Source organism: Kistimonas scapharcae (genome assembly GCF_039540975.1).
GTDB lineage: Bacteria > Pseudomonadota > Gammaproteobacteria > Pseudomonadales > Endozoicomonadaceae > Kistimonas > Kistimonas scapharcae.
The window spans coordinates 1-22,218 of record NZ_BAABFL010000134.1 but is presented as its reverse complement, the minus strand read 5'-3'; the positions used below and the strand labels follow the sequence as shown (position 1 = coordinate 22,218).

Sequence of the window (22,218 nt, the reverse complement as noted above, 5' to 3'; positions counted from 1 at the left end):
AACCCCTTCCCATATTACTGTTACGACCATTTCGATTTTCCGGTTTTCCCCATCGCCTTACGGCAGGTATCCGGACGATCCGGAGCATTGATGCAGGAGAATCGCAGGTGCTGATAGGCAAGGTAACAGGCAACATCTGGGCGACCCGCAAACTGGATGGCCTCAACGGATTCAAGCTGATGATCGTCAGCCTGGTGAATTCCGACGGTGCGGATTCCAAGAGTGCCATGGTGGCTGTTGATACGGTTGGCGCCGGGATCGGTGACATGGTGTTGGTAGCCCGGGGCGGTGCGGCACGTAAGGCGGCCATGATCCATGAAGGTCCTGTGGATGCTGCCATTGTCGGTATTGTGGACAACATGGAGATCAGTGGATGAGTAAACGACTGGTGACCCGGAACAACATCACCGGGTTCCTGACCGGAGACACACTGCTGCTGGAGCGGGATATGTTGATGACCCCCGGCGCGGTCGATTACGCGCGGATTCATGGCATTCACGTGGTGCACGGCGCGCAGGCGGAAACTCAGGCGCCAACACCGGTGGAAACGCCTGACACGTTGCGCCAGCGTATCGCCGACATGCTTGAAAAAGAGTTTGCTATCACCGACAGCCGTACGATTCAGATCGTGCAGGCAACCGTGGTCAAGCTGTTGGCAACCTCCTGAGCTGCTTTCTGTTTCTTTCTTTTTAACCGTTCTGAGAGTGTGACATGACCCAGATCAACGCTGAAATGCTCGAGCAAATCATCCGCAAGGTTGTCGCTGAGCAGATGGCACAACAGATCACCAAGCCCGAATTCGACAAGCACGTGGATGCGTCCGGTGTTGCAGTCGTCAAGGCGGCTACCGTCAAGTGCAAGCCATTCGATACCGGCAAGCCGGGTGACAAGGTTTTCATTACCGACCTGCTGGAACTGTCCGAAAGCCCACGTCTGGGTTGCGGTATGATGGAGATGGATAAGACCACCTTTGACTGGACCCTCGAGTATGATGAAGTTGATTACATCATCGAAGGTACCCTGAAAGTGATCATCGATGGCCGCGAAGTGGTCGGTCATGCCGGTGATGTGATCTTCATTCCCAAGGGTTCCAAGATCCAGTTCAGCGCGCCAGATTTTGCACGCTTCCTGTTTGTTGTCTATCCCGCTAACTGGGAAGAGATTGCTCGCCAGAAGAATGGCTGATTGATCCGTCCCTGATCCGGTTTTTCGGGATCGGGGGAGCCGATGGCATCGGTGCCCGTTTTCCGCCCGCGCTGAAGGGCTATCCTTAGCCCTCCGCGCTACCGCGGCATCCCTGCCGCTGCTGCAAACGGACACCGACGCCATCGACACTGGCAGCGTGATCGCCGACGAGTTTCAGTTTGCACGTATTATGTTTTTGTTCGCCGTTTATGCGGCAGGTGTTTTTAGCTTATGTCGCAAGAGAAAGAACGCATCATTCAGGAGTATGTACCTGGTAAACAGGTCACCCTGGCCCATTTGATTGCCCATCCCCAGCCTGGCCTGGTGACCAAGCTTGGCCTGAATGCCGAGACGGTCAGTGCCATCGGTATCATGACGATCACGCCAAGTGAAGGTTCCATTATTGCCGCCGATGTTGCGACGAAAGCCGCAGGTGTTGAGATTGGTTTCCTGGATCGCTTTTCCGGATGCCTGGTGATCAGTGGTGATGTTGGCAGTGTGGAAGCCGCACTCACGGCAGTGCTGGATCTGTTGGGTGGTATCCTGAAGTTTTCGCCTGCCCAGATTACCCGTTCCTGATGGCATGCCGATGAAAAAGATGATGCTGATCGGCTCGACGTCATCGGGCAAGACTACACTGACCCAGGCGCTCTATGGTCAGGAACTGGTCTATCGCAAGACGCAGGCGATGGAATACAGCCAGTACATGCTGGATACACCCGGTGAATTCATTGAGAACCGCCACTTCTATTCAGCTCTGATGACATCGTCCGTGGATTACGATGTTATCGGGTTGGTGCACGACTGCACACGTAAAAACAACCATTACCCTCCCTGCTTTACCGGCATGTTCAATCGTCCGGCGATCGGCATTATCACCAAGATTGATAGTGATGGGGGCGATGTCGCTTTCTCACGGGAAATACTGAAAGCGGCCGGTGCCCACACCCTTTTTGAAATCAGTTCAGTGACTGGCGAGGGGATTGCTGAACTGAAAGCCTACCTTGGGGTGGCCAGTTAATTGTCAGGGTGTCATACGTTTTGCCGGCTCGGATTCGGCATTGATTTCCATTCTTTATAAAACTGACGTGCTGCTTGATGCAGGTCATGTTTCAAAATAGCAGCCACGACATTTGTTGCAGAATATCAATGTAAAACACCCTGAAATTGCAAGAATGTGCCGCGATCTATACACGCCTGACAATTGTCATCGTGGTGAAGGAACTGCATGGAATAAGGTCGGGCGAACTCTCTGTACGTTCATTTTTGGGGGAATTCTGATGTATTTCAGAAAGAAACTACTGGCAGGCCTTGTTGTTGCCGGATGTGCGGCAATGGCCGGATGTGCGCTGGATGGCCAGCAGAACACTGAAACGGTTGCAGAATCCGGCAAGGTCAAGAATGTCATCATGATGATCGGTGATGGCATGGGGCCTCAGCAGGTAGGTTTGCTCCGTACTTATGCGCATCGTGCACCCAACTCCATTTACGAAGGCCGCCCGACCGGTATTGATCGTTTGATTGAAGCGGGTGTTCTGGGTGTTTCCAGCACAGGCCCACACGACAAGATCGTAGTGGATTCCGCCTGCTCCGCGACCCAGCTGGCGACCGGTGAACCGGCGTTGAGTGAAGTTATTGGTGTTGGCACCGAAGGTGAATACCTGGAAACCATCCTTGAGCGTGCCCAGAAGATGGGTAAGGCGACAGGCCTGGTATCCGATACCCGTCTGACTCATGCGACACCTGCCGCTTTTGCCGCGCATCAGCCCCACCGCAACCTGGAAAATGAGATCGCGGTGGATATGATCCGTATCGGGCCAGACGTGATGTTCTCAGGTGGCCTGCGTCATTTTGTACCCAAGTCAGTGAATGACAAGGGCGCGACCTATGAAGCCATTCGTGAACTGAATGACGGAGCCTTCACCTTCAGCTCCAAGCGCAAGGATGAAGTGAACCTGCTCACCGAAGCACAGACGGCAGGTTACCAGCTGGCGTTCACCCGTGAACAGATGGACAAGGTTCAGGATGGCAAGGTGCTGGGTCTGTTTGCCAACTCCGGCATGATGGACGGTATTGATTACGCGGCAACCAAAGATGCCGGTGATCGCTCTGAGCCCACCCTGAAAGAAATGACCATGAAGGCGCTGGATATCCTGAGCCAGGATGAAGACGGTTTCTTCCTGATGGTTGAAGGTGGTCAGATCGACTGGGCCGGCCATGAGAACGATGTCGGCGCCATGCTGCATGACATGGTCAAGTTTGATGAGGCGATCGAAGCCGTCTACGAATGGGTAGCGCAGCGCAACGATACCCTGATGATTGTGACCGCTGACCACGAAACCGGTTCCTTCGGTTTCAGTTACAGCATGAAGGATGTGCCTGAGCCGCAGAAACTGCCGGCGCCTGGTTTTGGTGACGAGCACGACTATCAGCCCATGTTCAACTTTGCTGACCTGAGCCTGCTGGATCGCATCTATGCACAGACTCGCAGCAACAAAAACATCTGGGGTGATTTCGAATCCCTGCCAGCCGATCAGCAGACGGCTAAGAAACTGGCAGAGCTGATGAGCAAGCACCATGCGTTTGAAGTGACAGAAGCCATGGCGGCCACTGTGCTGAAAACCAGCCCGAACCGTTTCCAGAAAGCAGGTCATTCTTACTTGGCCTCCAAGACCTGGCCGGCAGTGGATACGCCTTTCGAGTCCTTCTATGTTTATGGTGAAGAAACCCGCTGGAACCTGATGGGCCATGCATTGGCGGAAGATCAGTATGTGGTCTGGGGAACCGGTACGCATACCGATACTCCCGTGCTTGTCATGACCTTCGGTCCAGAGGCGGCTACCGCCCCCTTCTCGAAATTCCTGACTCACCCTGAAGTCGGTCAGCTGGCCAAGGATGCGCTTAAGTAATACCAGCTTGCGACACATAAACAGCGGGCTTATCGGTTTTCGGTAAGCCCGCTGTTGGTTAGACGGCTCTATTAGCATTGGTTAAGGTCAACACAATGGACTAGTTACTTATCACTCTGCACAGTTTTTTCAGGTTTTAAGATAATCTCTTTGCTTTACGACGTATTGATTCCATGACGCCTTTTCCCCCGAGAACAGAGTCCGCCAGACAGCGTGTGTATGCGCACGAGGCGGGTGACCGCGACACGGCACTGATGATAGGCCTGGACTTCGGGTCGACCACCAGTCGTGCCCTGGTGGCCCGTGCGCGCATGGAGCGCAGCATGACGACGGGGCGAATGGAGTTCGGTAGTCCTGATTTGCTCTATCGCTCTGAACCGGTTTTCACACCGTTTGATGGTGAAGAACTGTCGCGTACCCGAATCATTGAGTGCCTTGATTGCTGGCTGGAAGAAAGTGGTATCGACTGCCAGCAGATCTTTTCGGGCGGCGTTATTATCACCGGTCTGGCGGCAGAGCAGGCTAATGCCCATGTCATTGCCCAGGCGGTACGTGAACGGATCGGGCATGTCATCGTGGCGACAGCAGACGACCCCTGTCTTGAATCCTGGCTGGCCTTTATGGGCAACAGCCTGGAGCTTTCCCGCCAGGAGCCGCAGCGTCCTGTGATCAACCTGGATATTGGGGGTGGCACGACTAACCCTGCACTGGGTCTTGACGGTAATGTTCTGGCAGCCGGCAGCTATTTCCTTGGCGCACGTCATTTCCGTTTTCAGCCTGGCAGCTATCATCTTCTCGGGTTATCCCGTTACGGGCGAATGGTCTTTGAGCGACTGGGGATTGATACCTCCGTCGGGGAAGTGCTTTCAAAGGCTGACGTCAAGGCGGTGGTGGATTTCACCGTGCGAGGTCTCGAGGCCATTGTTACCGGTGAGGCGGCATGGTTTTCCGATGATGGTGCCGGGGCTGGATTGTGCCAGGCCCCTTATAACGAAGATGTCAGCCCTCTGACCGACGACACCATTATTACGTTTTCCGGTGGTGTCGGAGAGCTGCTTTACCGGTTGGTCATGGGGGAAGCGTTGCCCGGGACGACCTGGTATGGCGATCTGGGTATTGATATTTGCCGTGGCATTGTGGATTCTCCACTGCTATCACGCAGTCTCTATTCGCATATTCCGGAGTTTGGGGGACGTGCGACGGTCTATGGCCTGACCCTTCACAGTGCGGAGTTGTCGGGAAATACCCTGTATATGCCGCGACCCGGACAGCTACCCTTACATGACCTCCCGATTGTCGCCCGCCTGACACTGGACGCGGATACCTCAGCGCTTTCGAGTGCGGTGGAACTGGCCTGCCGCAGTCCCAACGGGGCCTGTATCCAGGCAATGGTGCCGGCGGGTGAATATCCCCGTTTCCCCCAGGTCAAACAGTTTGGTGAGCGACTGGCCGGGTTGCTGGAAACGATAGCGTTTCCTGAAGGGCATCCGTTGCTACTGCTGGCGCCGCAGGATTTTGGCAAGGTCATTGGAAACTATGCGACCCGCTGGGGACAGCTGCCGGTGAACCTGATGGCCGTCGATGAAGTGCCGGACCGGCCGGCGGAGTTCGTCAGCCTGGGGGCGGTACGGAATTATGTGATTCCGGTTTATTTTTACGGCATGCACTGATTTGAGCCCAGTGCATGTCGGCGCATGATGAAGACAAAATTCTGGAGAGAAAACAGTTATGGCTATGGCGAATGCCCGCCTGACCCCGCTGCAAGACATTTCGGTACCGGAGCCCCGGCCGGATGAAGTGTACCGCCTGAATGTCATGGGGCGGGAATACAGCTTTACCGGTCTGAAGGCATTGCTGGGTGCTGCTGACCTGCGCAAGGCCGGCGACATCAATGCCGGGCTGGCGGCTGCCGATGAGGTCGAGCGGGAAGCGGCGCGCACCCTGTTGTCAGACCTCTCTCTCCAGCACCTCTATGACCGGCCGCTGGTCAACCGCCATGGACGAATCGACGACATCATGCGGGTAGGGTATGACCTTAACCTTGAGGTGTTCGATGAACTCGCGTTAATGACCGTGGGCGAGTTGAAGGACTGGATGCAGGCGGCCAGCGGCGCGGAACTGGTCAAGGCCGGAACCGGTCTGACGCCAGTGATGGTGGCGGCAGTCACCAAACTGATGGGCGTGCATGACCTGATCTACAATGCGCGCAAGATCACCTGCCCGACCCGCGCGCGAACGCACCTTGGCCTGCAGGGCTCGCTTTCTACCCGGATTCAGCCAAACCATCCAACCGATGATTTGAGTGCGATTACGGCATTGACCTGGCTGGGTCTTTCCATGGGCAACGGCGACCTGATGATTGGTTTGAATCCCTCTGAGGATTCGGTCGACAACATCAGCGCCTGCCTGTTCCATCTGGATAAAATCCGCAAGCAGACCGGGGCGCCGACACAAATCTGTGTGCTGTCACATGTGCGTACCCAGCTGGCCTGCCTGGCTGAAGGGGCGCCGGTGGAAATCCTGTTCCAGTCGCTGGCCGGAACGGATGCGACATTGCGTGAAGCCTTTGATGTCACCGTTACCTATATGGACGACGCATACCGTTTAATGGCTCAGAAAGGCTCTCTGGCCGGCAGGGCTGAGCAGTTCATGTATTTTGAGACGGGGCAGGGCAGCGAGGTCAGTTACAGCAAGCATGACGGTATCGACATGGCAACGACTGAGGCGCTGACTTACGGCTTATGTCGTCGTTACGACCCGTGCATGGTGAACAGTGTGACCGGGTTTATCGGCCCGGAAACCCATGAGAACAGCCGACAGATTGTTTACTCCAATCTGCAGGATCTGTTCATGGCCAAGGTGATGGGGTTGCCGATGGGCGTATCGCCCTGTTTCACGCTGCATGCGGATGCAGCGGAAGAAGGCCAGGAAATGGCAGTGGAACTGCTGACCGTGGCCGGCGCCAACTATTTTATGGATATCTACCTCGGGGTAGACCGGATGCTGGCCTATGCCGATACCAGCTGCCACGATGACCAGACCATGCGGGAGATTCACAACCTGAAACCGGCGCCTGAGTTTTATCACTGGTGTATTGAACGCGGCATTTTCACTGAAGATAAGCGAGGCCAGATTCAGCGTGGTCCCAATTGGGGGAATCCTGCCATCTTTGCAGATTCTGAACATGAATTCCGTCATCTGATGTCGCGGGTACCCATGGCTTATGGCCTGGACAATGCCGGACCGCGGATGGCTAACCGGGTCATGCGCAATCTTCGTTTGAATATGGCGATTGCCCGGGCCGCGGCGGTCAGTGAATTGCGGTTTGAGGCGTTTGAAGACCTCGATTATCGCCGGATTGATTCGAAGGCATCGACCCTGGCGTTACACCATTCCCGTCCGGATACCGGTGCGACATTAAGCGATGAGTGTCGTTCAAAGCTAACGCCGGAAAATAATGATATCCAGATTGTTGTCACCGATGGACTCAGTGCCGAGGCAGTGCATCACAACATCGAGGAGCTGCTGCCTGTACTGGAAGACGGGTTGCGCAGCCGTGGCTACAGCCTTGGGCAAACCATGATTGCACCGCATGGCCGGGTCCGGTTGGCGGAGGATATTGCACAGGTTGTGAATGCCCGGATGGTGATCGTGCTGCTGGGAGAACGTCCCGGTTCCGATGCCGAGTCTTCCCGTAGCCTGTCGGCTTACCTGGTCTATCGGTTGGGTGATGAGGAAACCCGGCAACTGGCAGCCGAGTACTCCGGTGTGGAAGCGATTGCCTTTGAGGATACAGTGGTGCCGAATATCTATCACGGGGGTATTCCACCACTGGAAGCCGGTTCGCTGGTTGCAGAACGGGCCATGCAGATTTTTGATAATAAAGCGGCTGGCAACCGTCTGAATGCGATTCTGGGTAGCCGGATGGGGCTGATGCATAAGGAAGTTTTACCAGAAGCTCCGAAGGAAGAAGAAAAGAAAACCGTGCAGCCTATCCGTGTGCATGATTTCAGTAACCAGAAAACCATTTCAGAAGCGGATGTGCTCATGCTGCTGGAGTGGGGGGTGAAAGAAATCTTATTGAGTCGTCGTACGCTGCTTTCACCGTTGGCGGGTGATCTTCTGCGTCAGGCAGGGGTTAAGCTTCGCTATAACGATCGCTATCCTTTCTAAGGAAAATTATGTTGCCTGCATCCGAATAGGAGACCTATGGATGCAGGCTTATTCTGTTTCGATATTGTTTGGTTTTTCTGACAGTTCCGTTATTATCGTTACGCGCTAGCATCTGAAAGGAACTTTTCCATAAAGGGTTCCTCTAACTTTTCGATCGAGCTGTTTATCAACACACTGTGCTAGGTTAGAGTAATGGTTGCAGCATGTAGTATCTCAATGAACGTGTCTGGTAATGGTGAAACAGAGCCCTGTTGTATAACGCGAAGTGCGTGGTTTCTGAATCATATCGTTAAACCTTGTATTAATGTATTAATTCATTACCTGATTAATCCGGTTATCCATTTAATCAATTGTCAAAATTGCTGCAATATACGCCGTATTGAAGAGTTTTTGATACATGATGTTACTATTGATCCGTCTGACGTTCCTGTTGAAGAGTATGTGAATCAACCTGCTATTTTAGTGGGGTATCGATGCTTGGAGACGGGGCAGTATTACCAATCGCTGGAGGAGTATCTCGCGTCAGGTGGTGATGATGAATCCGATCAGGCGATTAAGCCGCTATTTGTTGGATGTGGCAAGATTCATAAGCAGTACCTTAATTTAGCGATTGCGCGTCATAAAATAGAGAAATTAAAAAGAGGCGTCGATAGGCAATATGAATTTGATCAATACGATTGCGCATACAATAAAGAGTTAGGGGTGCGGGAGTATTCTTTTATTAGAGCTATGTCGCCTTTAATTAATGATGTTATCAGGTGTTGCTTGGAAATTGTCGCCTATATAGAAGAGTGCTTTCCAGAGAGTAATAATGGCGAGTTGAAGAAGAGTGCTAAATATTTTCTGGGACGGGGGAGATATTACATGGTGCCAAGACATGAAAATCCTCACGCGATGTATGCAAGAATCCCCTATATTGTTGCTAACCTTTCTAGGCATATTGGGTCAGTGGAAAAGGCATTGGAGAGTGTGCCATGTCTAAAGGATGGACTTTAGGAAGAAAGGTGTCATCTGATATTGTTAGAGGTGTTTTTTTGTTTTTGATCGCGACTGTTGTTATTGGTAAAAATGTTCAGCAAAACACGGTATATATGAATAACAGCATTATTTTAACCGTTAATGCAAGAAAATGCTCCATATAATGAATAAAAAAACAGAGTTTGTCATGTTGTGTTATTTTTATCCGAACCTGGTGTTTGATGTATTGAGATGCCGGTGGGGATCGTCAGGCATTGTGTCCGACATTCATTTTCCAGAAAACTGCGAAGGTTAATACCAGGCAGCAGTGAAAGGGGTTTGAAAATGAGATCTATTTCTTCCATGCCACTTGTTTTTGCATTGGTTGTGTCTGGTAGCATGGCCCATGCCGGAACGGTGGAAATTCATCAGGAAATTTTTCCATTGTTTGAGGTGAGTGCTCGCGGGATCGAAGGGCTTGAAGATCCTGCAATAGCAACGGGCAGTTATCATTTGGCATCCTATTCAGGCTTCCCGGTGAATACAATAATGACACTGACTCCGGTATTCGATGGGTTACATAATTATCTCGCAGGGCTTGTTAGCTGGAAACATGGGCGTGAAAAAGATCAGTACATGTTTATTATTTCTGCCGGAGGCTATTTAGGTGGTGATAATAAGATGGATGAATATTGTATTTACTTAAATCTTAACTTTAAAGAGGTAGGTAAAAATTGTACGTCGCATACAGGATATTGGAATCCAACCATTGTTGAAAAGCAATCTTTCCCTAAAAACTCCAGGTTGTCGATTACTATAAAGTCAAATTGATGAAATAATCCACCGGCTGTATTTAGTCGGTGGATATGATTTTAGTGCTAGTAAATGTCGCAATTGAATGAGAATATGGTTCCAGAGCAGCGAATCGTGGTTGATTTTGTAATGGTGTAATAATGGGTGAATGATTCATAGCAGGGGGTGGGGCAGACTTTTACCCTGCATTGTAGACCTGTCGGATTGGTATCGTATATTGGGTAGGAGGTCGATCTCCCCATTAATAAAGATCCGCTGATAATAGAGCCTGTACCAATTTCGTTATGTGTGCAAATATACCGATCAAATTCGTAGTTCAACAAATACCATCCCTCATTTCTTATTTTTAGCGTTATAGGATTTTCACCTGTGCGATAGGGTATGTTATTGCATAGTGCTTCTGTGATGAATGTTAAGCCTGTCAGCATTAGGGTTGCAGACAATAAATGAATATGTACTTTTGTCATGATTAAAGCCTGAGAATATAAGTATCAATAAAAAGTGGTGTAGTGAGCGCGAATGTTTTGTTGCACTATTATATTCAAGTATCAAATTATTATTGCAGCCGAAGTATAGAATATGCCTTTCGATGTTGCCCAAACGAATCCTGGGCATTATAGGTTTTTTATTTTGCATAAGATTCTATCACCCCCATTGTTTTTTGATTGCCTTATGCGTCAACATACATGCGCGCAGTCTATTCTTTCGATAACTGTCGTATAATCATCTACCCATTAGACAGATGGCAGATGGACATATAACAGCCAACATTGGAGTCTTGACGTGGAATACAGACGACTCGGCCAGACCGATATTCAGGTTAGTGCACTTTGTCTGGGTACGATGACCTGGGGTGAACAAAATACGGAACAGGAGGCATTTGCCCAGCTGGACAGAGCAACAGCGTACGGCGTTAACTTCATTGACACGGCGGAGTTGTATCCCGTCCCCCCGGGTGCGGAAACATGGACGCGAACGGAGCAGATCATCGGTAACTGGCTACGCCAGCGTGGTCGGCATGATGATCTGGTGCTGGCTACCAAGGTCTGTGGGCCCGGTTATGACTATATGGACGGTGGTCGGCGTTTGAACTGTGAGCATATTGAGCGCGCGGTGGATGGCAGCCTTCAGCGACTGGGCGTGGATTGCATAGACCTGTATCAGCTGCACTGGCCTGACCGTAACACCAACTTTTTTGGCCGTCTGGGTATTCACATCAGGACAATGATGATAGTACCCCGATCGAAGAAACGCTGGATGTAATGGATGGACTCGTGAAGGCTGGCAAGATCCGGCATTACGGATTGTCCAATGAGACCCCGTGGGGTGCCATGCGCTACCTGACAGATAGTCAGATCAGGCAGCAGGTGCGTCCGGTGAGTATTCAAAACCCCTACAACCTGCTGAATCGTTCGTTTGAGATTGGTCTTGCAGAAATCGCTCACCGCGAACATTTGGGCCTGCTGGCCTATTCACCATTAGCCTTCGGTGTACTCAGTGGAAAGTATCTCAATGGTGCGAAGCCTGCTGATGGACGCCTGACGCTCTTCTCCCGTTTTCAGCGCTATAACAATCCACAGGCACAGAAAGCGACTGAAGCTTATGTTTCACTGGCTAGGGAGTCTGGCCTGGATCCCAGCCAGATGGCGCTGGCCTTTGTCACATCTCGATCGTTTGTCACCAGTAATATCATTGGTGCAACGACCCTTGAGCAACTGGACAGTAATTTGGCATCCAGTGAGCTGACATTGTCCGATGAGTTACTGCAAGCCATTGAAGCAATTCATACCGAACAGCCGAATCCAGCGCCTTAAGTCGCTGGGTGGTTATTCTTCAAGGGGTATTCTGAGCGGTGGTTGATGGTGCAGAGATAATCAATAGACCTCTGGACTCTCCGCTGCTCGCATCCAGGGTATTGATGGCGCGATGTAAAGCCGACAGGCTGACCCAGGTGGGTGGGTAGGCATAGCGAGCAACATCAAGAATCAGTGCACGATCCGATGCGACGTCATACGCACCCAACACTGACCAATGGCCACCGCCTTTCTGGTTCAGGGAGGGGCGATGGTAGTTGATCAGGAGATAGTGCTCCTTGTCGGTTAACTCATGGCGTAGGCGATTGCGCAGTTGATCGGTGTCAATACTGTCTCCTGGCAGGCTGTGGACCAGGACACCATGGCTTTGCAGGGCGTTGCCAAGCTCTTTCATGGTGATTCCGCGTGTTAATACGGACAGCGGTGTGACGTATTGCAGGACGTCAGGGGTGAAGAAACTGTCCTGGGTGACATGGACATAAGGGAAATAGACAGGGTCACCTGCTTGCCCAAAGGCCATGGTGTTGAGAACAGTCACTGCACTGGCGATGCCACAATAGGTTTGTGTTTTCTGGGTTGTCAGCTGTGGAATCAGTTGCCAGAAATCCGCATTGGCCGGGATTCTTTGCTGCAGGGGGGCAGCTGCCGGGGTGTTCCAGTCAATCAGGTCCGGATTTTGTGTACCTGACACGGCAAATGTGAGCAGTGCGCAGAGCAATCCAAGGCAAGTGATTGTTTGTTTCATAAAGGTTTCCTGCAGGTATTGCCGTATGGGCAACGCGTAGCAGTTTAGACCTGATTATCGCATGCGGGTTCCATCAGGAGCAGCTCTCTCCCGCCTCAATAGCGGCTTTCAGTGTCTTGAAAGTAATGTCATGCGAGCCCTTTGGATAGGTGGCAATACATTCTGCCATGGCTGTATAGGACACGGCTGTGAATTCAGGGGGCAAACCCTGAAACCGTTTGAGGTGCTGTTTGTCCGTATCGGCACCCCACACGTAGCGATAAGCGCTTAACGGTGCGAAAAAGTGCTGATAATCGTTGTCATCGGCTGACACGTGCCAGCTTTTGCCCATATTGAAGGTTTGCAGGAAATTCAGGATGAAAATTTCATAATATTCACCTTTTTCGGTACGACGGCCCAGTACAGTGAACATATCCGCTGATACCTTGTTGTGATTGCCCGAAGGAAAGCCGTCAGGTTGCTGATTGGATTTCATCTGGGTGATATTGGGGGCGAGTTTTTTAAACTGTCTGGTGTTATGGGCTTTAAGGGCACTTTGCGGGTCGATGGATGTAATCTTGCTAATACCAAGCTGCCAGCGGCCTGTGGACTTGCCCTTGTCATCAACCACCAGTTTTCCGTAGAAGGCGGTGTTGGGCAGCCAATAGAGTTTGAAGCTCTCCCCGAAATCCTCTGAGCGCAATGTCAGCAATCCGTTCTGACTGGCCAGATAATCCTCACTCCAGAAGATACCGATATACTTTCCATCCTTGGAAACCCTGACGTTGCCACAGGGGTCACCATGAAAGCGATCGGGAAGATTGAACCGGTATCCGGTTTTCTTGATAGTGAAAACCAGCCGGTCCTCAACATCAATGCCCGGTACGGGACGACCGCCAAAGCGCAGTTTCCAGTCGGTCGTTACCTGCACTTTGATACGGGGTGTGCCCTTGGTGCAGAGTGTGTCCGCCAAGGCTTGAGCCGGCAGGTTCAGGAAAAGAAGTAAGCAGACTAGGTGGATGACCGTCCTGGTGACATTACGCATGGATGCCGTAGTTTGTTGTTTATTGTCACTTCAGTGTAGCAGGACAGCTTGCCCCTTCCCTCAGGCGGTATTTGCCAGCGCGCGGGGGGATGGATACCTGGCCAGGAATTCGGTTAATGGCGCCAGACTGTTAGCCGCTTGTGCCATTTCCCGTTCCACAAAGGCCAGTATGGCATCTTCATGATCTGCCACCAGACTGCTGATAGTGTGGTGAGGGTTATCCGCTGTCACCTGTTGCCGGTAACGTTCAGCGTAGGTTCTGATCCAAGGTGCCAGTGTTGCCATCAAGGTATCCCAGGGAAGGTCAATCCAGAGGTTGGCCTGTTGTTGTCCTGCCCGAACCATGTCGTCATCGTCTTCTGGGCAGGGAATGCCCCGTGGTATCAGGTAGGCACTCAGGCATTCTGCCGTGCGCTGCTCAATATCGATTAAAAGCTGCCATGCGCGACGCTCGTGGGTACTGGTAGCGGTATTAAGTAACGTCTGGAAAAAAGCAATACCGTAAAGTTCCCCCCGGTAGGCTTGCAGTAGATGCTGAAGCAATGTGAAATCCCTGACTATTGTATTGATCTGAAATAACACATTGTCGTCAGGCAGCGGTTGGTTGCCTATTCGGTGTTATGCGGTATTCAGTCAACTGAAGCCATGAGGGGGGAAATGGCTATTTACCGAGTTGATTTTTCAGTGCCTCATCACGTTTTTGCGCCGCTTCTTCCAATGTTCCGGACATGGCTTTGGCCTGATCGATGGCTTTTTGATGGCCGGACAGGAAGTGTGAATCCGCTTCATTCTGCTGGGGTTCCTGATCACTGTTACAGGCACCCAGAAAGAACACTAGGAGTAAAGTAGTGAGTGGTAATCGTTTCATCGTGACATCCCTGTGGTTGCATTCCCAAACTAGAGAATAGCCGTATTGCGTCTCTTAAGCAGACGTTGGCCAGACTACCGTCATTGCTGAATCGACCAACGTCATGGTAAGCCTCAGACTATTTAAATACGCAGTGTTTGGCGTAGTCAGTGGCTTCATTGGCGGTCCAGTCGCCCTTGGGTTTTTCCTGGAGCCCATTGCACCAGGCTTCTGAGCCTACTTCCGGGGAGCAGGCAGTGATCAGGGTGGTAAACAGCAGGGCAGCTGTACAGGCAAGTAGCCGCTTCATCATTATTCTCCAAGTGATGGGTGTAACGCTGGGATATTAAATCACGAATTTAGTGAGGTTCTCTAACAGACAGCAGAATTATTGCAGATTGCATCGAAGAGGCGCGATACTACGCCTCGGCAAAGTATAGGGGATCGACAGTCTGACGTTAGACGAGTTGTTAGCGCATGATTTCGTTGTACTTTCTGTACAGTACCGCTTCCTCATTACCGATGCGCTTGCACAGAACCCGGATCAGGCCCTTACAGTCCTTCTCGAAACCCTCCTCGTCACCGTGTGAACAATACTTTTCGAAAAAGGCGAGGGCGCTGGCTGAGATTTGATCCATATCCTTGGCGTATTTTTCCAGTGTGGTTTTCAGTTTTTCGTCTGTTTCTGCTGCTTTCCAGAGAACAGGGTACAAATTGGCATCTTCTTTTGCCAGATGGGCCAGCAATTCTTCCTTGGCCAGAATTAGAAGCTTCCTGCCCTGCTCGGTATGGATACCAATACGCTGGACATTTAATAAGGTATCTGTGATATGGGCATGTTCCTGCAGGAATTCCTGAACGAGAGTCGACATTAAAAACATCCTGTTAGTTATGATGGCTATTTAATTAATTTTAGATTCAATCGAAGAGGATATTTTTTGACGTGTTGACTGTTTGTGATAGTTGTCTATTTATTTATTACTTATTGAAATAAATGTCGAATAAATAGCCTTTTTACTACCAATGTTTAATGGTGTCAGGGAACTTTTAGTAGATAATTAATATATTGACAACAAAATAAAAAAGGATGTTTTTTATGGCTTCAATTAATGCATTTTTTAGAATGTTTAAAACACAAAAACAGTATTCACTTGATGCTTCAGATAATAAAGATTCTTCGAACACCGTAAATGGCCAGAAAAACACAAAGAATGGTCGAAAATGTGCTCAGAATCATAAGGTAGCAGTCAGCGAGGTAGTTTGTTGCACTACCAATAAGACCTCACGAAAAGCGCTATTTAGTCGGCAGGTGAATGTTGTTGTTGACAAGGCCGAATACCAATCCGCTTTATCAACCTTGATGAAGAAAAACGATGAGTTGCCATCATGGGATCATCATGGTGGAAAGACCAGATTGTTTCGGATGAATCAAAATGAAAAGACTATGCGTCATCTGGCTATGGACCTATTGCCTGCTGGTGATAGAACAAACAAGAAAAAAGTGCAGGCCGTTTATGATCAATTAAGCCGGGATATACGTGCTCAGACCGTTGAGCTTGATGCTGAGCAGCTTGCGGCTAAGGATGACGGCAATGAGCCAAAGTCTACTTTGCAGCCTGAAGGTGCACCGGCATCTTCGGTCAAAAAGGCAGAGAGCTCTCAGACCGTTGATTGCGATGCTGAGCAGCTTGCGACTCAGGGTGACGGCAATAAGCCAAAGTCTATTTTGAAGATTGAAGGTGCACCGGCATCTAAAGTCAAAAAGACAGTGCGCTTCGCAAGTGACAATGAGCCTCGCAAGTGATGCATTTTGAGCCCTGAGAACGCCTCGAAAGTATGAGCGTCAGAGCAAACTGACGCTCATCTTCTTCTGCAATTCTTGACGCAAATCAACTCCCCGGATGATCGCGATTTCGCCATTGAGCAGTGTCATAAATCCTCACGTCCGTTCCTGTTAGCCTGCCGCGCAACAGTCCGTACACTCAGCACGAGCCGACCCGCATGCCTCGGGCCATCCCCGGGCCATCCCCGGGTCATGCACTGCATGATTCGATGACGCGTGACGGACCATAACTCTGAGATTTACCAACACACAGTCCACGAGGAATTTATGAGTATCAACGATATCATCCTCTACGTCATGGTCGGCTTCATGGTGCTTGGCGCCGTCGACAAGATCCTGGGGAACAAGTGGGGCTACGGTGCCCAGTTTGAAGAAGGCTTCATGGCCATGGGCGCCCTGGCGCTGGCCATGGTCGGTGTGGTGTCACTGGCCCCTGTGCTGAACACCATCCTGAGCCCCGTTGTTGTGCCTGTTTACGAAGCCTTGGGTGCTGACCCGGCCATGTTCGCCACCACCCTGCTGGCTAACGACATGGGCGGTTACCCGCTGGCGCTGGAAATGGCCAAGACCCCTGAAGCCGGTAACTTCGCCGGTCTGATCCTGGGCGCCATGATGGGCCCGACCATCGTATTCACCATCCCGGTTGCCCTGGGCATCATCTCCAAGGAAGACACCCAGTACCTGGCACGTGGTGTTCTGATCGGTCTGACCACTGTTCCCGTGGGCTGCCTGGTCGGTGGTGTTGTTGCCGGTTTCGATATCGGCATGATCATGGTCAACCTGGTACCGATCATCATCGTTGCCGGTCTGATCGCTGCAGGCCTGTACTTCATGCCTAACAAGATGATCAGCGGTTTCGAAATCTTCGGTAAGGGCGTTGTTGCCGTTATCACCCTGGCGCTGGCGTCTATCGTTGTTGAAACCCTGACCGGTGTCGTGATCATTCCTGGCATGGCGCCGATCTCTGAAGGTATCGAGATCATCGGTGCAATCGCTATGGTTCTGGCCGGTGCGTTCCCGATGGTTCACTTCATCACCACTCACCTGAACAAGCCGCTGATGAAGCTGGGCCGCATGATGGGCATGGGTGAAACCGCCGCTGCCGGTCTGGTTGCTACCCTGGCCAACAACATCGCCATGTTCAACATCATGAAGGACATGGACAACCGCGGTAAGATCATCAACGTGGCGTTCGCCGTGAGCGCTTCCTTCGCGTTCGGTGACCACCTGGGCTTCACCGCCGCTGTTAACAGCGACATGATCGCGCCGGTTGTTGCCGGTAAGCTGGTCGGTGGTGTGACTGCCGTTGCCCTGGCGATCTGGGTTACCCGTAACATGGCGTCCAAGTCTTCTTCTGCTGAAGCTCAGACTGCCTGATTGTAGCGGTTACCGCTGATGTCTCTGATGCTGCCGGCCTGTTGCCGGCAGCGTTTTCCCCGATACCCGCGACCGCTCCGGTTTGTCATCATCGTCCCCGATACGGTTGCCAAACCCGAGCCGTTGCCCGATACGGCGCTGGGATTTTCCTCCTCTGAAGGGCCATCCCGGCTGACACTTACTCGAATCAGGTTATCCCATGCGTGAAGAAATCCTGAGCGCCGGTATTGATATCGGCACCTCCACCACCCAGCTGGTCTTTACCCGTCTGTTTCTGGAAAACGTGTCGCCGGGTGCGATGATTCCCAAGGTGGAGATTGTTGGCCGTGAGGTGGTCTACCGCAGCCAGGTGCATTTCACGCCACTGTTGTCGCCTACCATGATTGATGCCACTCAGGTGCGGGCGCTGGTGGAAAGCGAATTCAGAAAAGCAGATATCCGTCCGGAACAGATTGATACCGGTGCCGTGATCATCACCGGCGAAACCGCGCGTAAGGAAAATGCCCGACAGGTGGCGGATGCCCTGAGCCAGCTGGCCGGTGACTTTGTGGTTGCGACCGCCGGGCCTGATCTGGAAAGTATTATTGCCGGCAAAGGGGCGGGTGCGTCGAAGCAGTCCTTCGACAAAAACTCCATTGTCGTGAACCTGGATATTGGTGGTGGTACGACCAACATTGCGGCGTATCAGGTGGGTGAACCCATTGATACCAGCTGTCTGGATATCGGCGGCCGCCTGATCAAGTTCGAGAAAGGCGGGACTGAAGTCACTTACATCTCCGAGAAATGGTACGAGATGACCCGCCGCATGGGCATGCCGGTGAGTATCGGCGATGTCCTGAGCCGCAGCCAGATCGACCGCATCATCCAACGCATGGTAGAGATTCTGGAAGAAGCCTGTGGTATTCGTCCTGCGACCGACGATCTCGCCTTCTTGGTAGGCCGTGGCACTCAGGATATGCGTCGCGATTACACCATTGACCAGATTTGCTTCTCCGGCGGTGTAGCGGTCTATGCCTATGATGAAATGCCGTCAGTCGGTGAGTTTGAATACGGTGACCTGGGCGTATTGCTGGGGCGTGCGATCCGTAAATCGCCGCTGTTCAGCCACTTCTCGGTGTTTGATGCGGTAGAAACCATACGTGCTACGGTCATCGGTGCGGGTTCCCATGCCACGGATATCAGTGGCAGCACCATCAATTTCTCCCGTGATGTATTTCCCATCAAGAACGTCCCGGTCTTGCGCCTGACGGCACAGGATGAAACCCTGCCAGCTGAAGAAATGATCCGGGTCATTAAGGAAAAATTGTCCTGGTTTGATCTGGAAACCGGCGTCCAGCATGTGGCGCTGGGTTTGCAGGGACGACGCCAGCCTGATTTCAGCTATGTCCAGGAGCTGGCGGAGATTATCATTGCGGGCATGGACACCATGATCAAGCTGCCCCAGCCGCTGATCGTGATTGTGGAAGAAGATTTCGCCAAAGTGCTCGGCCAGAGCATCGAGGCCAAGCTGAAGTACGGCAAAGATGTCGTCTGTATCGATTCCATTTCGGTGAAAGACGGCGATTATATCGATATCGGCAAGCCCCTGGCGCAGGACAAGGTACTACCGGTGATCGTGAAAACGCTGGTCTTCGGTTACTGACCGAACAAGGAGTCCCGGATGACTGAATCTGTCACCCGCCGTCCCGGCACCCTGATGGTGCAGGGAACCACCAGTGATGCAGGCAAGAGTGTGCTGGTGGCCGGACTGTGCCGTGTATTCCAACAGCGCGGCATTTCCGTTGCCCCTTTCAAACCGCAGAACATGGCGTTGAACAGCGCCGTGACGGTGGACGGTGGCGAGATTGGACGGGCGCAGGCCCTGCAGGCCTTTGCCTGTGGTCTGGAACCCCATAGCGATATGAACCCGGTGCTGCTCAAGCCCAATACCGATACCGGTGCACAGGTGATTGTCAACGGCAAAGCGCTGGCGGAGATGGATGCCCGTGCTTATCACGAGTACAAACCCAAAGTGCTGGAAAGTATTCTGGCCGCCTGGCGTCGTCTGGAAGACCAGTATCAGCACGTGCTGGTCGAAGGTGCTGGCAGTCCTGCCGAGATCAACCTGCGCGAGAACGATGTTGCCAACATGGGCTTTGCCGAAGCGGCCGACTGCCCCGTGATTATTGTTTCAGATATCGATCGTGGTGGGGTATTCGCCCATCTTTACGGCACGCTGGCGCTGCTTTCGCCATCCGAACAGGAACGGGTGAAAGGCTTTGTGATTAATCGATTCCGTGGTGATGTCAGCCTGCTGGAACCCGGCCTGTGTTGGTTGGAGGAAAAGACCGGTAAGCCAGTGTTGGGCGTGCTGCCTTATCTGCACGGCCTGCATTTGGATGCGGAAGATGCCATTACTGTTTCTGATGCCGACAAACATGACGGCCAGAGACTGAAGATTGTTGTGCCGGTATTGACCCGCACCAGCAACCACACGGATTTTGATCCGCTTCAGTTGCACCCGAATGTTGATTTCACCTGGTTGCGCAAGGGACAGCGTATTCCGCCCTGTGACCTGATCATTATCCCCGGCACCAAGAGCACCCGCTCTGATCTGGAATTCCTGCAGGACAACGGTTGGGAAGAGGATGTTCTACGCCACCTGCGCCTGGGTGGTAAATTGATGGGCATCTGCGGCGGCTACCAGATGCTGGGCCGGTTTGTGCATGACCCTGAAGGCATTGAAGGCAAGCCTGGCATCAGCGAAGGGTTCGGTCTGCTGGATATCGATACCACGCTGGAACGTGAAAAGCAGCTTCGTCGGGTGTCCGGTACACTGAGCTTGCCCGGCCAGGAACCGGTCACTGTGACCGGTTACGAGATCCATGCGGGGGTGACGAAAGGCGATGACCTGGATTATCCGGTGATTGATCTGGGCAGCCACAAAGACGGTGTGCTGTCAGCGGACGGCCAAGTGTTCGGCACTTACCTCCACGGTGTCTTTGAACATGCCGATGCCTGCCATGCCATCCTGCGCTGGGCGGGACTGGCAGCGAGTGAGGCGGCCACCTTCAATTTCGACCAGGTGCGGGAAGACAACCTGAACCGTCTGGCGGATGCCATCGAAACCTATTTGGATATGAACCAGATTCTGGCGCTGGTCACGGAATAACTGAACCGGTGGCTGCCCAGGTCTATGGGCGGCGCGACGAAACCGAGGCTTTGAGATGTCTGAGAACGAACACAACCGACTGACAAAAATCTACACCCGCACCGGCGACAAGGGCACAACCAGCCTCGGCGGAGGCACCCGCGTCCCCAAGACCCACGCGCGGATCGAAGCCATCGGTTCCGTTGATGAGCTGAACGCGTGGATGGGGATGTTGATCTGTGAGTTGAAAGACTGCCAGATCCTGCGCCACAAGCTGCAGAAGCCGCTGGAATTCATCCAGCACCGTCTCTTTGATGTCGGCGGTGAGCTGGCCATGCCCGGCTATCAGCTGATTCGCCAGGAGTTCGTGACGTACCTGGAAGAGGTACTGGACGAGTTCAACGAAGGTCTGCCGCCGCTGAAGAACTTTATCCTGCCCGGTGGTTCACGGCTGGCCTGCCACTGCCATATGGTGCGCACCGTATCCCGTCGTGCTGAGCGGCGCGTGATTGCTGCGAAAGAAGCGGGCGAGGAAATCAACGCGCCCCTGCTGCAGTTTCTTAACCGTCTGTCTGACCTGATGTTTGTATTGGGTCGCGTTACTGCCCGTCAGTCCGGTGGCGAGGTACTCTGGCAGCAGTCTGAAAAAACAAAGGTGGAATAACATTTACCGGTTTCACCGGGGTTCAGTGGAACCCCGGTGATTGTTATAGCCCATCAGCAAAATGCGGGTGCCTTTTTGGCGATAAGCTTCAAAGGGGCTTCGTATATCATCCGGTACTTCGTCCGCTGGCCGCACTGTGAATCCTGAGGCTGCATAAAATGCTTCCAGATGGTCATAGGGATAACACCAGCAGGGACGATGTTCGGAGACTGCCATCACTTCCCGCAATAGCTTTGAACCTATCCCTTCTCCCCGTCGAGCCTGGGCGACCCACAGGCTACGCAGTAACCATCCATCCCGCTTCGGACAAAGGCGAACAGCGGCGATTATCGCCTGCGAATCACGGACCACATAGACGGTTTCATTTCCGCGGGCCTTACCCTTGTGTCCGTTGGCTTTGTAGAAGCGATTAACTAAGGGGTATTGTTCCTGAGGTAGCCTGATTAACAACGTGGACATAGAGAAAGACAAAACAGCTGACATGGTTGACGCTGATAGTATCAGGTCGCAAATGCCAGCAGTAGGAAAAAGCGATGTACTGTGAACGACGATCAGGAGGGTTTATTCTGCTCAGCCGCCAGTTTCACCAAGTAGACCATGATAGGAAGAATCAATAAACAGCCGATAATAATCATTGCCCAGTCGTAATGTTCATAAGCCTTAAATCCCGCTTAACCTTGGGAATGTGAGCAAGCTGGCCGTACTTTTGGCAACAGAGTACAGTTTTTGCACAAAAC

Annotated in this window: 23 protein-coding genes and 1 pseudogene; 17 read left to right on the top strand and 7 right to left on the bottom strand. The window is 52.2% G+C overall.

The window, feature by feature from the left end; all coding sequences use genetic code 11:
- Positions 1–107: 107 nt before the first annotated feature.
- From ABD892_RS09400 to ABD892_RS09350, 11 genes and pseudogenes are all read left to right on the top strand, one after another.
- Positions 108–377 carry a EutN/CcmL family microcompartment protein gene (locus tag ABD892_RS09400; RefSeq protein ID WP_345195315.1) on the top strand — a complete coding sequence of 90 codons (270 nt, stop codon included), beginning with the start codon at positions 108–110 and terminating at the stop codon, positions 375–377.
- Positions 374–667: a hypothetical protein gene (locus ABD892_RS09395; RefSeq protein ID WP_345195313.1), complete on the top strand. Its 294-nt coding sequence runs from the start codon at positions 374–376 to the stop codon at positions 665–667. Before ABD892_RS09400 ends, ABD892_RS09395 begins: the two co-directional genes overlap by 4 nt.
- A gap of 44 nt (positions 668–711) precedes the next feature.
- A complete protein-coding gene (locus ABD892_RS09390) occupies positions 712–1,185 on the top strand; it encodes a cupin domain-containing protein (protein ID WP_345195312.1) in 474 nt (157 codons plus the stop codon).
- 231 nt (positions 1,186–1,416) lie between these two features.
- On the top strand, positions 1,417–1,764 hold the full coding sequence (gene eutS, locus ABD892_RS09385; protein WP_345195311.1) for an ethanolamine utilization microcompartment protein EutS: 348 nt from the start codon (positions 1,417–1,419) through the stop codon (positions 1,762–1,764).
- Between the two features lie 10 nt (positions 1,765–1,774).
- Positions 1,775–2,206 (top strand): EutP/PduV family microcompartment system protein, encoded by a 432-nt coding sequence (locus ABD892_RS09380; protein WP_345195309.1) that lies wholly within the window; start codon positions 1,775–1,777, stop codon positions 2,204–2,206.
- A 259-nt stretch (positions 2,207–2,465) separates the two neighbouring features.
- Positions 2,466–4,094, top strand: a complete 1,629-nt coding sequence (locus ABD892_RS09375; protein ID WP_345195308.1) for an alkaline phosphatase — start codon at positions 2,466–2,468, stop codon at positions 4,092–4,094.
- Positions 4,095–4,267: 173 nt separating this feature from the next.
- On the top strand, positions 4,268–5,764 hold the full coding sequence (locus ABD892_RS09370) for an ethanolamine ammonia-lyase reactivating factor EutA (protein ID WP_345195306.1): 1,497 nt from the start codon (positions 4,268–4,270) through the stop codon (positions 5,762–5,764).
- Positions 5,765–5,822: 58 nt separating this feature from the next.
- On the top strand, positions 5,823–8,267 hold the full coding sequence (gene eutB, locus ABD892_RS09365; RefSeq protein WP_345195305.1) for an ethanolamine ammonia-lyase subunit EutB: 2,445 nt from the start codon (positions 5,823–5,825) through the stop codon (positions 8,265–8,267).
- Between the two features lie 216 nt (positions 8,268–8,483).
- Positions 8,484–9,263, top strand: a complete 780-nt coding sequence (locus ABD892_RS09360; protein ID WP_345195303.1) for a hypothetical protein — start codon at positions 8,484–8,486, stop codon at positions 9,261–9,263.
- Positions 9,264–9,569: 306 nt separating this feature from the next.
- Positions 9,570–10,055 carry a hypothetical protein gene (locus tag ABD892_RS09355; protein WP_345195301.1) on the top strand — a complete coding sequence of 162 codons (486 nt, stop codon included), beginning with the start codon at positions 9,570–9,572 and terminating at the stop codon, positions 10,053–10,055.
- Between the two features lie 765 nt (positions 10,056–10,820).
- Positions 10,821–11,851, top strand: a pseudogene (locus ABD892_RS09350) (NADP(H)-dependent aldo-keto reductase).
- A gap of 19 nt (positions 11,852–11,870) precedes the next feature.
- On the opposite strand, the gene ABD892_RS09345 reads toward ABD892_RS09350, so the two are convergent.
- From ABD892_RS09345 to ABD892_RS09320, 6 genes are all read right to left on the bottom strand, one after another.
- Positions 11,871–12,596: a phytochelatin synthase family protein gene (locus tag ABD892_RS09345; protein WP_345195300.1), complete on the bottom strand. Its 726-nt coding sequence runs from the start codon at positions 12,594–12,596 to the stop codon at positions 11,871–11,873.
- Between the two features lie 73 nt (positions 12,597–12,669).
- Positions 12,670–13,548, bottom strand: coding sequence for a hypothetical protein (locus tag ABD892_RS09340; protein WP_345195298.1), 879 nt, complete (start codon positions 13,546–13,548; stop codon positions 12,670–12,672).
- Positions 13,549–13,680: 132 nt separating this feature from the next.
- A complete protein-coding gene (locus ABD892_RS09335; protein ID WP_345195297.1) occupies positions 13,681–14,163 on the bottom strand; it encodes a hypothetical protein in 483 nt (160 codons plus the stop codon).
- A gap of 118 nt (positions 14,164–14,281) precedes the next feature.
- Entirely contained in the window at positions 14,282–14,488 is a 207-nt protein-coding gene (locus tag ABD892_RS09330; RefSeq protein WP_345195295.1) for a hypothetical protein, read from the bottom strand.
- 118 nt (positions 14,489–14,606) lie between these two features.
- The gene (locus ABD892_RS09325) at positions 14,607–14,777 is read right to left on the bottom strand and encodes a DUF3012 domain-containing protein (protein ID WP_345195294.1); all 171 of its coding nucleotides are present in this window, start codon (positions 14,775–14,777) and stop codon (positions 14,607–14,609) included.
- 160 nt (positions 14,778–14,937) lie between these two features.
- The gene (locus ABD892_RS09320) at positions 14,938–15,339 is read right to left on the bottom strand and encodes a hemerythrin domain-containing protein (RefSeq protein ID WP_345195292.1); all 402 of its coding nucleotides are present in this window, start codon (positions 15,337–15,339) and stop codon (positions 14,938–14,940) included.
- Between the two features lie 224 nt (positions 15,340–15,563).
- Between ABD892_RS09320 and ABD892_RS09315 the strand changes: the two genes are divergently transcribed.
- The 6 genes from ABD892_RS09315 (at position 15,564) to ABD892_RS09290 (ending at position 21,481) form a co-directional block, all read left to right on the top strand.
- Positions 15,564–16,271, top strand: coding sequence for a hypothetical protein (locus tag ABD892_RS09315; protein WP_345195291.1), 708 nt, complete (start codon positions 15,564–15,566; stop codon positions 16,269–16,271).
- 306 nt (positions 16,272–16,577) lie between these two features.
- Positions 16,578–17,687, top strand: coding sequence for an ethanolamine utilization protein EutH (gene eutH / locus ABD892_RS09310; RefSeq protein WP_345195289.1), 1,110 nt, complete (start codon positions 16,578–16,580; stop codon positions 17,685–17,687).
- An 18-nt stretch (positions 17,688–17,705) separates the two neighbouring features.
- Entirely contained in the window at positions 17,706–17,894 is a 189-nt protein-coding gene (locus ABD892_RS09305) for a hypothetical protein (RefSeq protein ID WP_345195288.1), read from the top strand.
- Positions 17,887–19,329 carry an ethanolamine ammonia-lyase reactivating factor EutA gene (gene eutA / locus ABD892_RS09300; protein ID WP_345195287.1) on the top strand — a complete coding sequence of 481 codons (1,443 nt, stop codon included), beginning with the start codon at positions 17,887–17,889 and terminating at the stop codon, positions 19,327–19,329. Before ABD892_RS09305 ends, eutA begins: the two co-directional genes overlap by 8 nt.
- 18 nt (positions 19,330–19,347) lie before the next feature.
- The gene (locus ABD892_RS09295) at positions 19,348–20,838 is read left to right on the top strand and encodes a cobyric acid synthase (RefSeq protein WP_345195286.1); all 1,491 of its coding nucleotides are present in this window, start codon (positions 19,348–19,350) and stop codon (positions 20,836–20,838) included.
- Between the two features lie 55 nt (positions 20,839–20,893).
- A complete protein-coding gene (locus tag ABD892_RS09290; protein ID WP_345195284.1) occupies positions 20,894–21,481 on the top strand; it encodes a cob(I)yrinic acid a,c-diamide adenosyltransferase in 588 nt (195 codons plus the stop codon).
- Positions 21,482–21,493: 12 nt separating this feature from the next.
- Here the strand turns inward: ABD892_RS09290 and ABD892_RS09285 are convergent, their stop codons facing one another.
- Positions 21,494–21,940, bottom strand: coding sequence for a GNAT family N-acetyltransferase (locus ABD892_RS09285; RefSeq protein ID WP_345195283.1), 447 nt, complete (start codon positions 21,938–21,940; stop codon positions 21,494–21,496).
- Between the last annotated feature and the right edge of the window lie 278 nt (positions 21,941–22,218).